Annotated in this window: 11 protein-coding genes; 4 read left to right on the forward strand and 7 right to left on the reverse strand. The window is 67.0% G+C overall.

What is annotated here, in order from left to right:
- Positions 1-312 precede the first annotated feature (312 nt).
- Positions 313-1527, forward strand: coding sequence for a pyridoxal phosphate-dependent aminotransferase (locus ACIGJC_RS02155; protein WP_483710390.1), 1215 nt, complete (start codon positions 313-315; stop codon positions 1525-1527).
- A 13-nt stretch (positions 1528-1540) separates the two neighbouring features.
- On the opposite strand, the gene ACIGJC_RS02160 is transcribed toward ACIGJC_RS02155, so the two are convergent.
- From ACIGJC_RS02160 to ACIGJC_RS02180, 5 genes are read right to left on the reverse strand one after another with little or no spacing between them, the layout of a single operon-like run.
- On the reverse strand, positions 1541-3043 hold the full coding sequence (locus tag ACIGJC_RS02160) for an efflux transporter outer membrane subunit (protein ID WP_483710391.1): 1503 nt from the start codon (positions 3041-3043) through the stop codon (positions 1541-1543).
- 13 nt (positions 3044-3056) lie between these two features.
- Entirely contained in the window at positions 3057-4205 is a 1149-nt protein-coding gene (locus ACIGJC_RS02165) for an ABC transporter permease (RefSeq protein WP_483710392.1), read from the reverse strand.
- Entirely contained in the window at positions 4202-5230 is a 1029-nt protein-coding gene (locus ACIGJC_RS02170) for an ABC transporter ATP-binding protein (RefSeq protein ID WP_483710393.1), read from the reverse strand. Before ACIGJC_RS02170 ends, ACIGJC_RS02165 begins: the two co-directional genes overlap by 4 nt.
- Positions 5227-6216: an HlyD family secretion protein gene (locus ACIGJC_RS02175; RefSeq protein WP_483710394.1), complete on the reverse strand. Its 990-nt coding sequence runs from the start codon at positions 6214-6216 to the stop codon at positions 5227-5229. Before ACIGJC_RS02175 ends, ACIGJC_RS02170 begins: the two co-directional genes overlap by 4 nt.
- A gap of 28 nt (positions 6217-6244) precedes the next feature.
- The gene (locus ACIGJC_RS02180; RefSeq protein WP_483710395.1) at positions 6245-6943 is read right to left on the reverse strand and encodes a TetR/AcrR family transcriptional regulator; all 699 of its coding nucleotides are present in this window, start codon (positions 6941-6943) and stop codon (positions 6245-6247) included.
- 215 nt (positions 6944-7158) lie between these two features.
- Between ACIGJC_RS02180 and ACIGJC_RS02185 the strand changes: the two genes are divergently transcribed.
- A complete protein-coding gene (locus ACIGJC_RS02185) occupies positions 7159-8532 on the forward strand; it encodes a carbohydrate porin (protein ID WP_483710396.1) in 1374 nt (457 codons plus the stop codon).
- A gap of 62 nt (positions 8533-8594) precedes the next feature.
- Here ACIGJC_RS02185 and queF read toward each other — a convergent pair whose 3' ends face one another.
- Positions 8595-9428: an NADPH-dependent 7-cyano-7-deazaguanine reductase QueF gene (queF, locus tag ACIGJC_RS02190; protein WP_483710397.1), complete on the reverse strand. Its 834-nt coding sequence runs from the start codon at positions 9426-9428 to the stop codon at positions 8595-8597.
- A complete protein-coding gene (gene ilvA, locus ACIGJC_RS02195; RefSeq protein WP_483710398.1) occupies positions 9425-10984 on the reverse strand; it encodes a threonine ammonia-lyase, biosynthetic in 1560 nt (519 codons plus the stop codon). The genes queF and ilvA overlap by 4 nt, the downstream gene beginning before the upstream one ends.
- 285 nt (positions 10985-11269) lie before the next feature.
- Here ilvA and otsB point away from each other — a divergent pair, with 285 nt between their 5' ends.
- Both otsB and ACIGJC_RS02205 read left to right on the forward strand, forming a co-directional pair.
- Positions 11270-12052, forward strand: coding sequence for a trehalose-phosphatase (otsB, locus tag ACIGJC_RS02200; protein ID WP_483711450.1), 783 nt, complete (start codon positions 11270-11272; stop codon positions 12050-12052).
- Between the two features lie 72 nt (positions 12053-12124).
- Positions 12125-13939 carry a glycoside hydrolase family 15 protein gene (locus ACIGJC_RS02205; RefSeq protein ID WP_483711451.1) on the forward strand — a complete coding sequence of 605 codons (1815 nt, stop codon included), beginning with the start codon at positions 12125-12127 and terminating at the stop codon, positions 13937-13939.
- Positions 13940-13952: the final 13 nt, after the last annotated feature.

Raw genomic sequence — 13952 nt, forward strand, 5'->3', positions numbered from 1 at the left:
GCTGGTTGTGGCGTCTCCTGCCCGTTCGGCCGGAGGAGGGGGCGCGAGCGCGCCTGCGGCAGCCTCTGCCGTTCAGGCGCCGCGTCCGTCCCGTTCCGACCAGTATTCCCTGCGTCCCAGCCGTGACGACCGGGCGCAAAGCGGATTCGGCCTGAAGCTGAGGCCATCCGGAGCGGCCCCGGAAGACAACGGGCGCGGGCCGGGCCTTTACAGTCCCTCAAGGTAACGCCCGCAACGCCGCCGCCTTCATACCCGGCATCGCTGGCGGCTTTGCGCTACGCTTGGCATCTTGTGCCCACCGCAGGAATGCCCATGCCCGCCAGCCCAAGCCGCCACCCGTCCGATCCGTCCGATTCCCCCGTCGCCCGCTCCACTGTCCGCGACCTGCGCGCCTCACGCATCCGCGAAGTTGCCAATGCCGGCATCGGCCTGCCTGACGTGCTGCCGTTCTGGTTCGGCGAATCGGACCAGGCCACGCCGCACTTCGTGCGCGATGCCGCGGCGCGCGCACTGGGTGGTGGCGCCACGTTCTATACCCACAATCTCGGCATCGCGCCGCTGCGCAGTGCGCTGGCCGACTATGTCGGCGCGCTGCATGGCGCGACGGGCATCGACAACGTGGCCGTGACAAGTGCGGGCGTCAATGGCCTGATGCTGGCCGCGCAACTGGTCGCCGGCCCCGGTGACCGCGTCGTGGCGGTGACGCCGCTGTGGCCGAACCTGGTGGAGATTCCCAAGATCCTCGGCGCCTCGGTCGAGACCGTCTCGCTCGACTATGGCGCGCACGGCTGGACGCTCGACGTCGGCAAGCTGCTGGCCGCGCTGACGCCCGGCACGCGCGCGCTGATGGTCAACTCGCCCAACAACCCGACCGGCTGGGTGATGTCGCGCGCGGCACAGCGTACCGTGCTGGACCACTGCCGCCGGCATGGCATCTGGATTATCGCCGACGAGGTCTACGAGCGCCTGTACTACGGCGACGAGCCTGGCGGCGGCGCCAGCCGCACCGCGCCGTCGTTCCTGGATATCGCCTCGCGCGAGGAGCGCGTCATCTGCGTCAATTCATTCTCCAAGGCCTGGCTCATGACCGGCTGGCGGCTTGGCTGGATGGTGCTGCCGTCATCGATGATCGACGATCTCGGCAAGCTGATCGAGTACAACACCTCGTGCGCGCCGTCGTTCGTGCAGGAGGCCGGCGTGGCGGCGGTGCGCGACGGCGAGCCCTTCACGCGCGACCTGGTGCAGCGGCTGCGCACCGCGCGCGACCATCTGGTGGACGCACTGTCCGCGTTGCCGGGCGTGGATGCGCATGCGCCCGATGGCGCGATGTATGTGTTCTTCCGCCTGGCAGGCGCCTCCGACAGCCTGGCCCTGTGCAAGCAGCTCGTGCGCGAGGCAGGACTGGGCCTGGCACCGGGCAGTGCGTTTGGCGACGAAGGCGAGGGCTTCGTGCGCTGGTGCTATGCCTGTGATCCGGCCAGGCTCGACGAGGGCGTGCGGCGCCTGCGCGGGTTCCTCGGGCGCTGAGCGAGCCAAGCCCTTATTGCATGGCCGGCGCCGCCGCTGCGGCGGCGCTGGCCTGTGCTTCTTCCTCCCACCAGCCGCCCCCCAGCGCCTGCAGCAACGCGGCGGAATCCGCGAGCCGGCTTGCAGTCGCCTGCGCCAGGTCCAGCGAGGCCTGCCGCGACTGGCGCTCCGCATCTAGCAGCGCGAGCTGGCTGACACCGCCCAGCCGGTATTGCTCCGAGACGATGGCCAGCGTGGCGCGCGCCTCGCGCGCATTGTCGGCGCGCGCGCGCAGCGTGGCGGCGTCGGCTTCCAGCGCGCGCAGTGAGTCAGCCACGTTCTGCAGGCCCTGCAGCACGGCCTGGCGATAGGCCGCCAATGACTGTTCGTAGGCGGCTTCGGAGGCGCGCTTGCGCGCCAGCAGTTCGCCACCGTGGAACACGGGCTGCACCAGTCCGGCCGCCAGGCTCCAGACATTGAAACTGTCGAACACGTTGCGCGCCGTGGTGGACTGCCAGCCGCCGCTGGCACTGAGCGTGATCTGCGGATAGAGATTGGCCGTGGCCACGCCGATATTGGCCGAGGCCTGGTGCAGCAGCGCCTCGGCCGCGCGGATATCCGGGCGGCGGCGCGCAAGCGTGGAGGGCAGGCTGACCGGCAGCGTAACCGGCAGCTGCAGGTCCTCCAGCCTGAACTCGGGCAACTGCGCCGCGGCGGGCGTCTGGCCCGTGTAGACCGCAAGCTGGTGGCGCGTGGCTTCGATCTGCTGCGCGAGCCCCGGGATCAGTGCCAGTGTCTGCGCGTATTCCGCGCGCTGGCGCTGCACGTCGACGCGCGCGATGCCGCCGGTGCGCAGCCGGTCCTCGGCAATCGCTACCTCGCGCTGCTGCGCCTCGGCAATCGCCACGGTCTCGGCCAGCTGCGCGCGCAGGCCCGCTTCGCGAATCGCGGCGGTGGCGACGTTGGCGGCGAGCGCCAGGCGCGCGGCCTCGAACTCGTAGCGCTGGTAATCCACGGCGGCCTGCAGGCCTTCCAGCTCGCGCCGCTGACCGCCGAACAGGTCCAGCATGTACGAAACCTGCACCGTCGCGCCATATAGCGTGAACGGCCCGGGACTCGGGATTGCCGTGATGCCGAGCGACTGGAAATTGACCTGCTGGCGCGTGGTATTGAGGTTCGCGTCCACCGTCGGCCAGCGCGTGGCGCCGGTGCGTGCGGCCAGGTTCTCCTGTGCCTCGCGCAGCTTTGCCTGCGCCTGCGCCAGCGTGGGGCTGTCATCGAGCGCGGCGCGGATGGTGGCATCGAGCGCCGGGCTGCGGAACAGTGTCCACCATTGCGCGGGCACATCGGTGCCGGCCGCGAACGCCTGCGGCTGGCCATGTAGCAGATTGCCGGGCATGTCGGCGGCAACCGTGGCCTGCGGCTGCGGCCCGGCTACGTAGCCGGTGTCGGCGGGCGGCGCCGGCGTGCGGAAATCGGGGCCAACCGCGCACGCCGCGAGCAGCAGGCAGGCAAGAAGCGGAACAGGTGGACGCATGGCGTTGGCTCCGTCAGTCCAGCGTGCGGCGGTAGAAGCGCACCGCGATCGTCATCACCACCACGATGAACAGCGCCATCGGCCAGATATTGGGCCATAGCTCGGTCCAGCCGTTGCCCTTGAGCAGGATGCCGCGGATGATGCGATGGAAGTACGTCATCGGCAGGATGTTGCCGATCGCCTGCGCCCAGCCCGGCATGCCCGCGAACGGGAACATGAAGCCGGACAGCAGGATATTTGGCAGGAAGTAGAAGAAGGTGAGCTGCATCGCCTGCAACTGGTTCTGCGCCAGCGACGACAGCGTAATGCCCACGGTCAGGTTGGCCGCGATGAACAGCAGCGCCGCCATGTACAACACCAGCACGGAGCCGATGAATGGCACCTGGAACACCCAGCGCGCGGCGATCAGCACGATGGTGGACTGGATCAGGCCGATGAAGATGTACGGCACGATCTTGCCGGTCATCACCTCGATCGGCTTTACGGGCGTGGCCAGCAGGTTCTCCATGGTGCCGCGCTCGCGTTCGCGCGTCATGGCCAGGCCCGTCATCATCACCATGGTCATGGTCAGGATCACGCCCATCAGCCCGGGGATGATGTTGTACTGCGTGATGCCTTCCGGGTTGTAGAGCCGCTGCACCTGCACGTCGAAGGGCGCCTTGCCGCCGGCCAGCGGCGCGAGCGATCCTTTCAGGTCGGTGCGCGCCACGCTGAAGGGCAACTGCGCCAGCGCGGCTATTGCGGCGCCGGTTGCGGACGGATCGGTGGCATCGGCTTCGACCAGCAGCGCGGGCCGTTCGCCGCGCAGCAGCTTGCGCGTGAAATCGGGCGGGATGCTGACCACGAACTGCACGCTGCCTTTCATCAGCGCCTCGCGCCCGGCGTTCTCATCGGGCAGCGTGCCCACCATCTTGAAGTAGGTGGAGTTCGCCATGCCGGCGATGAACGATCGCGTGAATTCGCTCTGGTCGGCGGAAATCACGGCGGTCGGCAGGTGACGCGGGTCGGTGTTGATGGCAAAGCCGAACAGCAGCAGCTGCATGATCGGCAGCCCCACGATCATGCCGAACGTGACGCGGTCGCGCCGCAGCTGCAGGAACTCCTTGAGCACGATGCTCCACCAGCGCTCGAACGAGAAGGCGAATCGACCGTTGCGTGTCATGGCTGGTCCTTGCGCGCCTTGCGGCCCGCCTCGGCGTTCGCGCCCATGTTGTCTTCGGCGCGGCTCATCATGTGGATGAAGACATCTTCGAGGCTGGTCTGGGTTTCCTCGACGCGCCGGCCCGGGCCCGCCATGCGCCGCAGGGTCTCGCCGAGCAGTGCTCCGTCGCGGCCGGTCACGTGCAGCGCGGTGCCGAAGACGACGGTCTGTTCCACGCCCGGCGCGCCGTGCAGCTGCTCGGAGAGCTGGGCCAGGTCGGCGCCCTCGACGCTCCAGGTGGCGAGCTTCTGGCTGGCGACGACTTCTTCGGCGGTGCCTTGCGCAAGCAGCCTGCCGTAGGCGATGTAGGCGAGCTTGTGGCAGCGCTCGGCCTCATCCATGTAGTGCGTGCTGACCAGCACCGAGATGCCGCGCGCGGCCAGCAGGTGAAGCTGCTCCCAGAAATCGCGGCGGGCCTTCGGGTCTACGCCGGCCGTCGGTTCGTCGAGCAGCAGCAGCTCCGGCTCATGCAGCAGGCAGGCCGCGAGCGCAAGCCGTTGCTTCCAGCCGCCCGAGAGCGAGCCGGCGAGCTGCGCGGAGCGCGTGGCCAGCCCCAGGCCTTCCAGGGCGTGGTCAACGGCCTCGCGCCGGTTGGCCATGCCATAGACGCGCGCGACGAAGTCCAGGTTCTCGCGGATCGACAGGTCGTCCCAGTAGGAAAATTTCTGCGTCATGTAGCCGACGCGGCGCTTGATCTCGTCGGTCTCGCGCAGGATGTCGAAGCCGAGGCAGGTGCCTTGTCCCGAGTCGGGCGTGAGCAGCCCGCACATCATGCGGATCGACGTGGTCTTGCCACTGCCGTTCGGGCCCAGGAAGCCGAAGATCTCGCCGCGCGCGACCTGCATGGTGAGATCGTTGACGACATGCTTGTCGCCGTAGTGCTTGTTGAGGCCGCGCACGTCGATGGCCAGGCCGCCGTTTGCACCATTCGCGCCATTCGCGTCATTCGTGTGATGGGTGCCGTTTGCGCCAGGCGTGCTGCTCATGGCTGGTGTACCTCCACGGGCTGGCCGGGCCGCAGCTTAGGCGCGTCAGCCTCGGTGGGGCGCGCTTCGATCAGGAACACGAGCTTGCGGCGCGTCTCGTTGCTGTAGATCACCGGCGGGGTGTACTCGGCTTCGTTCGAGACGTAGCTGATGGTGGCGGCCACCGGGGCCGGGCAGCCATCGCAATGCACCTGCACCGACTGGCCGTTGCGCAGCGCCCCGACCACGGTCTCCGGCACGTAGAAGCGCACCTTGACGTTGCCCGGCGGCAGCATGCGCACGACGGGGCTGCCCGCGGGGATCCATTCGCCAAGGCGATAGGGCGTGTCATAGACCAGCCCGGCCTGCGTGGCCGATACCGCCTTGCGCGAGAGTTTCCATTCCGCCTGGGCCAGCGCCGCGCGCGCGGCTTCGACCTGCGCGGCCTGTGCGGCTTGCTGGGCGTCGCGGCCCGGCAGGCGCGCGACGTCGATATCGCGCTGCAGTTCGCGCACGCGCGCGGCGTCGCTGGCCGCGGTGGCGCGTGATTCTTCCAGCTGCGCTTGCGAGATGCCGCCGATGTCGTACTGCCGCTGGTCGCGCCTGAACTGCGCGGCGCTGCGCTGCGCCGTGGCCTGCGCCTGCGCGAGCTGGGCGCGGCTGACCTCGACCTCGACCGGGCGCTTGCCGGTCTTCAGGTCAGCCAGTTGCGCCTCGGCGGCGCGCACCTGCTCGGCTGCCTGCTGGCGTGCGGCGCGTTCATCGTCGGATTCCAGCACGAACAGCGCCGTGCCCTTGTCCACCTGCTGGCCGCGCTTGACCGCAAGGCTGTCCAGCCGACCCGCGAACGGCGACGCGACGCTGACGAATTCGCCTTCGACATAACCCTGCCACGTGGCGGACTTGTCCTGGCTGCATGCCGTGATCGCGAGCGGTAGCAGCAGGGCCAGCGTGCGCGAGGTTCGACGTGTGGTGGCGTGGCTGGCGGTCGGGGAGGAGGCTTGCATGGCAGCTCGGGGCATGGCGTGGGTGCGGTCAGTCGTTGGCGCCGTCGGACGGCGCCTTGGCAGTGGGGGCGAGGCCTTGGGTCAGCAGCGTGCTGACATGGCGGACCAGCGTCTCGGTATCGACATGCTCCGCGCCCGGCAGCCGCTGCCAGATATGCGAGGTTGCCAGCGGCAGCAGCGTCAGTCCGATCAGCGACGGCATCACAAGTGCCGGCTCCAGGCCGGGATTGAGCTTGCCACCGGCGATCGCCGCGGCCAGCGGCGCGCTCAATGCGCCTGCGCGCTGCAGCGCGAAGCGGTTCAGCACGCGCTCGCGCAGCAGGCCGTCGGCGCCGGCCACTTCATGAATCCATAGCCCGGGAAACCATGGCGTGGCGGCGGCCACGCGAATCATCCGGCCGGCAATGCCCACCAGCATGGCCACCGGGTCTTCGGCGGCCGCCGCGGGCGCAAAGATCGCGTCGACGAGTTGCTGCAGGCGTTCCTCGACGATGGCATCGAGCAGCTGGTCGCGGTCGCGGAAGTAGTAGTGCACCAGCGCGGGTGTCACGCCCGCATGCTCGGCAATCGCGCGGATCGGCGTGCCGGCGACGCCGTGGCGTGCGAACAGCTCGGTGGCGGCGTCGAGCAACTGGTCGCGCTGGCCGGGATTCCCGGCCGTCGGGCGGCCCGGACCTCGGCGTTCGGCACGTGGCTTTGCGGTCTTCCGGACGGCTGATGGTGGCATGCGGCTGGCATCGCTAATTACGAGAGCAGCCGCTTGATATTAATTTTTGAGTTAATTAATTCAAGACTTGTTACAACGTTGATGATCAGTCACCTTTGGGTTCATGGCAGAATGCTGCGTCGCAGCAAGGGCGGTAGACACGTCATAGCGCCTTGGCTATTCTTCGACCCGCCCATAGTCTGGTTCCACGGTCCGAATCAGAACAACTCCCGCCCATGCGTTTTCGATTCCCGGCTGCATTGCCGAGCCAGATTTTTGCCCGCTGCCTTGCCGCCATGCTGTCGGCGGGGGCTTGTGCGCCGGCTCTGTCGCAAGACGCGGCGCCCGAAGCCGGCACGGACGCCGCGACCGAAAGCCCGTTCGCCTTCCACGGCCAGGCCACTTATGTCTGGCAGCGCAAGCCCGCCTTCAACGCCGCCTACTCGGGGCCGAACAGCCTGACCACGGATCGGGCCAAGAGCTACTCGTTCACGAGTACGCTCGATCTCGGTTTGCGCCTGTGGCAGGGCGCGGAATTTCACCTCAATCCCGAAGTCGCGCAGGGTGTGCCGTTTTCGCAGTTGCATGGCATGGCCGGGCTCTCCAATGGGGAACTTGCCAAGGGCGCGAGCACCAATCCCGTTGTCTACCGCGCGCGCGCCTTCATCCGGCAGACCTGGGGGCTTGGTGGGGAGACCGAGAAGCTCGACGCTGACTTCAACCAGTTCGCGCGCACGGTGGACAAGCGCCGCGTGGTGCTGACCGCCGGCAACTTTGGCGTGCTGGACGTGTTCGACCAGAACGACTACGGCTCCGATCCACGCACCCAGTTCATGAACTGGTCGTTCCTCACGCATGGCGCGTTCGACTACGCCGCCGACGCGCGCGGCTACAACTGGGGCGTAGCGCTCGAATACATTGGCGACGACTGGTCCGCGCGCATCGGCCGCTTCCTGCAACCGCTGGAATCGAACGGGCTGGAGCTCGACACGCGGATGTTCGAGCATTACGGCGATGTACTGGAAGTCGAAAGGCGCTACTCGGTGCACGGGCGGCCCGGCACGGCGCGGTTGCTGTTCTTCCGCAACAAGGCGCGCATGGGGTCGTTCAATGACGCGATCCAGTTCGGGCAGGCCAACAACGTCGCCCCCGACGTGGCCAACGTGCGGCAGGAGCACGCCAAGGTCGGCGTCGGCCTGACGATGCTGCAGCAGATCAATGATTCGCTGGGGGTGTTCTTCCGCGCCAGCATGTCGGACGACAAGACCGAGACCTATGCCTTCACCGAGATCGGGCGGCAGGTGTCGTTCGGCGGCGTGCTCAATGGCAGTTCATGGGGCCGGGCGCGCGATGCCGTCGGGATGGCTTTTGCCGCCAACATGCTGGGCGCGAACCATCGCGCTTATCTGGCTGCTGGCGGGCAAGGGGCGTTCCTGGGGGATGGGGCGCTCAACTATGCGCCGGAGCAGGTCTTTGAAATCTATTACAGCTTTCAGCCGTTCAAATACCTGAGTATCAGTCCGGATTTCCAGTATGTCAGGAATCCGGGATATAACGCGGATCGCGGACCGGCCAAGTTCTACGGAGTCCGGTTCCACGCGGAATTCTGAAGGCGAGGCGGGCGTTGCCGCTCTGACAGCGCCCGCCAGGCACAAGCACACGACCCCAATACTTACTGCCGGGCGTTCCTGAGATTATCCGGCCAGGGCGTGTTGAAGTTGGTCCGGAACGGATTGATATCCAGTCCCCCCCGCCGCGTATAGCGCGCATATACCGCGAGCTTCACCGGCTTGCACGCCCGCATCACGTCCATAAAGATCCGCTCCACGCATTGCTCGTGGAACTCGTTGTGGTTGCGGAACGAGATCAGATACTTCAGCAGCCCTTCCTGGTTGATCGGCGCGCCGACATAGCGGATCTGCACGCTGCCCCAGTCGGGCTGCCCGGTCACCAGGCAGTTGGACTTCAGCAGGTGCGACACCAGCGTCTCTTCCACCGGCGATTCGGCCTGGTCCGCGTGCAGCAAATCGGGCGCCGGCTCGTAGCGGTCGACTTCAATATCGAGCCGGTCCAGCAGCAAGCCATCGAGCTCGCCCATCTTCTGCTTGCCCAGGTCGGCCTCGGTCACCAGCCGCACCTGCACCGTCCCGCCCGTCGCTTCCGACAGGTCATGGTGCAGCAGTTGCTGCAACGCTTCGGGCGACGCGATCTTGCTCTGGTTGAACGAATTCAGGTACAGCTTGAACGACTTCGACTCGACGATATTGGGCGTGCCGGCGGGGATGATGAACGTAGCCAGCGCCACCTGCGGCTTGCCTTTCATGTTCAGCCAGGACACCTCGTACGCATTCCAGATATCCACCCCGAAGAACGGCACGGGCTTGCCTTCGGGCAGGCCGATCTCGGTGCGCTTGGGCTGGCGCGGAATCGGGAAAAGCAGCGTCGGATCGTATTCGGTCTTGTAGGCCGAGGGCTTGCCCAGCGGCGAGTGTTCGGGAAGGCTCATGCTTGTTCTGCGCGGTCGGAGAGGAACAGCTTGTAGACCGGATTCTCGGTCTCATCCCAGTGTACGTAACCCAGCGTCGACAGGAAGGCGCGGAAGGCGCGCTTTTCGTTCTTCGGCACCTGGATACCGACCAGGATGTTCGAGGTGTCGCCGCCCTGGTTGCGATAGTGGAACAGGCTGATATTCCAGTTCGGGCTCATGCTCGACAGGAACTTCATCAGCGCGCCCGGCCGCTCGGGGAATTCGAAGCGATAGAGCAGTTCGTCATGCGCCAGCGGCGAGATGCCGCCGACCATGTAGCGGATGTGCTGCTTGGCCAGTTCGTCGTTGGACAGGTCCAGCGTGTCGAAGCCGTGGCGGCGGAAATTGGCCGCGATCTTGTCGTTTTCGGCGCGGCTGGCGATCTGCACGCCGACGAAGATGTGCGCCATGCGCTTGTCGGCGATGCGGTAGTTGAACTCGGTCACGCTGCGCGTGCCCACCAGTTCGCAGAAGCGCTTGAAGCTGCCACGCTCTTCGGGGATGGTGACGGCGAAGACGCCCTCGCGTGCCTCGCCCACTTCCGCGCGCTCGGCGACGAAGCGCAGGCGGTCGAAGTTCATGTTCGCGCCGCAAGCGATCGCGACCAGGTGCTGGCCCTTGAGCTTTTCGCGCTCGGCGTACAGCTTGAGGCCGGCCACGGCGAGCGCGCCGGCAGGCTCCAGGATGCTGCGCGTATCCTGGAACACATCCTTCAGGCCCGCGCAGATCGCATCGGTGTCCACCAGCACGATCTCGTCGACCAGTTCGCGCGTGATGCGGAAGGTCTCCTTGCCGACCAGCTTGACCGCGGTGCCGTCGGAGAACAGGCCCACATCCTTCAGTTCGATGCGCTTGCCGGCTTCGACCGAACGCTTCATCGCATCGGAATCCACGGTCTGCACGCCGATCACCTTGATCTCCGGGCGCACGGCCTTGATGTACGAGGCGATGCCTGAGATCAGCCCGCCGCCGCCGATGGCAACGAAGATCGCGTGGATCGGGCCCGGATGCTGGCGCAGGATCTCCATGGCGATGGTGCCCTGGCCGGCGATGACTTCAGGATCGTCGAACGGATGGATGAAGGTCAGCTTGTGCTTCTTCTCCAGCACCGCCGCATGGTTGTACGCGTCGCTGTACGAATCACCGTGCAGCACGATCTCCACCCACTTGCCGCCGCGCTCGCGCACGGCATCGATCTTGACCTGCGGCGTCGTGACCGGCATGGCGATGATGGCCTTGCACTGCAGGCGCGCGGCAGCCAGGGCCACTCCCTGCGCGTGGTTGCCGGCCGACGCCGCGATTACGCCGCGCTTGATCTCTTCCTGCGTGAGCGACGCCATCTTGTTGTACGCGCCGCGCAGCTTGAACGAGAACACGGGCTGGGTGTCTTCCCGCTTGAACCACACCGAGTTGCCGGTGCGCGCCGACAGGTTGTGCGCGAAGGTCAGCTCGGTCTCCTGGGCCACGTCATAGACTTTGGCGGTCAGGATCTTCCTGAGATAGTCGGGTTTGGAGGAGGCGGGCTTGCGGTTCATGTCTGCGGTTGGCGAAGAGCCCTGGCGGCGCGACGGAACGGCGCAGGGAAGGGCAAAAATGGGGCGCAAGAAGGGCGCGCAAAAAAGGCCGGAAATTTCGGCGGAAACCGCCAATGATAAAGGATCGGCACGCCGCACAAGGCCTTGGACGCCAATGGGCATCCCGGCCGGGGTGGCTCCGCGCGCACTGTGGGGCGGACGGGGCCAGGTCAATGTGACGAACTGTGCCGTGTAGGACAGCGCCCGGTGGACGCTCGCCGGGACCCCATGCTACGGTTTAACGCGATGCCCCCGTTACCGCTAATCGAACCCAATACGGCGCTCTTTCTCGACTTCGACGGCACCCTGGCCGACCTCGCACCCCGCCCCGAGCTGGTGCAGGTCGAGCCTGAACTCGTCGGAACGCTGCGCCGACTCCATGAGCACCTGGACGGCGCGCTCGCCATCGTATCCGGCCGGCCGATCGTCGAACTCGACTACTTCCTGCAGCCGCTGTGCCTGCCGGCCGCCGGCATTCACGGGGCCGAACTCCGCAGCGGCGGAGCGCGCGTCGAGATGAAGCCGGCGCCCGGCCTGGAGCCGCTGATTCCGCCGCTGGAAGCCCTGGTGCGCCGCCATCCGGGCCTGCGCCTGGAGCGCAAATCCGTGGCGGTTGCCATCCACTATCGCGAAGCCCCCGAACTCGAGGGGCTGGTGCGCGCCGCCGTCACCGACGCGCTGCGCCACGCGAACGGACTTGAGGGCATGCCCGGCAAGATGGTCGTGGAGATCAAGCCCGCGGGCATCAACAAGGGCGACGCCATTGCCGCCTTCATGAACATGCCGCCATTTGCTGGGCGCGGCCCGGTCTTTGCCGGCGACGATGTGACGGACGAGGCAGGCTTTGCCGTGATCCGCAAGCTCGGCGGCCTCGGCGTGCTGGTTGGCCAGCGCGACACCATGGCGACGGTCAGCGTTACCGGGCCGGCCGCGCTGCGTTGCTGGCTGCACCGCTCAGCGCACGCGCTCGACGGCACGCCGCGTCGGGCCGATCTGCCCCCGGCGTCCAATCCACAACGACATCTTTGAGGGGGATTCGCTGTGACTTCCGCAAGCAATCCAAGCAGTCCGTCGGAGCTGGGCCAGCCGCCGTCCGACGGCGTGTACAAGACCGTCGATGGCGGCAAGCGCCATGCGGCGCCGTCGCTGTCCCTCGGCATGATCGGCAACTGCGCGTTCTCGGCGCTGGCCGACAGCCGCGGCCGGATCGTGTGGTCGTGCATGCCGCGCTTCGACGGCGACCCGGTCTTCAACGCGCTGCTCGACCCGAGCGAGAACGCCGGGCATTTCTCGATCGAGATCGAGGACTTCCACGCGTCGAGCCAGTGGTACGAACCGAATACCGCCGTGCTGCGCACGCGGCTGACCGATATCCACGGCAACAGCCTGGAGATCACCGACTTCGCGCCGCGTTTCTTCCGGCTGGGCCGCTATTTCCGGCCCATCACGCTCGTGCGCCGCATCCGCCCGGTGCGCGGCGCGCCGCGCGTGCGCGTGGTGGTGTCGCCGCGCTTCGACTGGGGGCGCAAGGTGCCGGAGATCACGCGCGGCAGCAGCCATGTGCGCTACATCGGCGACAGCATGACGCTGCGCATGACCACCGATGCGCCGCTGGCCTATGTGCTGTCGCACACGCCGTTCCTGCTCACGCGCAGCCACAACTTCATCCTCGGCCCGGACGAAACGCTCAATCACGGCGTCGAGGAAACCGCGCGCGATTTCGAGCAGGAGACCACCTCCTACTGGCGCATGTGGAGCCGCCGTCTTGCGGTGCCGCGCGAATGGCAGGACGCGGTCATCCGCGCCGCGATCACGCTCAAGATGTCCTTGTACGAGGAGACCGGCGCGATCGTCGCGGCCATGACCACCAGCATTCCCGAGGCCCCCGGCAGCGGGCGCAACTGGGACTACCGCTACTGCTGGTTGCGCGACGCGTTTTTCGTGGTGCGCGCGCTCAACAGCCTGTCCGAAGTCGGCACCCTGGAGGACTACCTGCGCTGGCTGTCGAACGTGGTGATGCAGTCGCAGGACGGGCATATCCAGCCGCTGTACGGCATCGGGCTGGAGCGCGAACTGCCCGAAAGCATCCTTGACCACCTGCCTGGCTATCGCGGCATGGGTCCGGTGCGTCTGGGCAACCAGGCGCAGGAGCACTTCCAGCACGATGTCTACGGCAATGTCGTGCTGGGCGCGGCGCAGGCTTTCCACGACCACCGGCTGCTGCATCGTGGCGGCCCGGCCGAATTCCGCCGGCTGGAAGAAGTGGGCGAGCAGGCCGTGAAAGTGTTCGGCACGCCCGATGCCGGCATGTGGGAGTTGCGCACGCGTGCGCGCGTGCATACCTCGTCTGCGCTGATGAGCTGGGCGGCTTGCGACCGGCTCGCCAAGGTGGCGGAAAAGCTGGAACTGCAGGCGCGCGCGGAGTATTGGCACGGCCATGCGCAACGCATGAAGGAGCGCATCCTGGCCGAATCCTGGAATGAATCGCGCCAGGCATTTGCCGAAAGCTTCGGCGGCAAGGAGCTGGATGCCAGCGTGCTGCTGATGGCCGAGGTGAACTTCATCGACCCGCGCGATCCGCGCTTCATGTCGACGGTCAAGGCACTCGAAGAGAGCCTGTGCGACGGCCCTTACATGCGCCGCTACGAAGCGCCGGACGATTTCGGCAAGCCCGAGACCGCCTTCAACATCTGCACGTTCTGGCGTATCGATGCGCTGGCACGCATCGGCCGGCGCGACGAGGCGCGGAAGATCTTCGAGGCCATGCTGGCGGCCCGCAATCCGCTGGGCCTGCTGTCCGAAGACACCCATCCCGTCACCGGCGAGATGTGGGGCAACTTCCCGCAGACCTATTCGATGGTCGGGCTGATCAATGGCGCCATGCGCCTGTCGGCGCCGTGGGACAGCGTGATCTGACCGGGGCTGGCAT

Source organism: Cupriavidus sp. C3SS-1 (genome assembly GCF_057073755.1).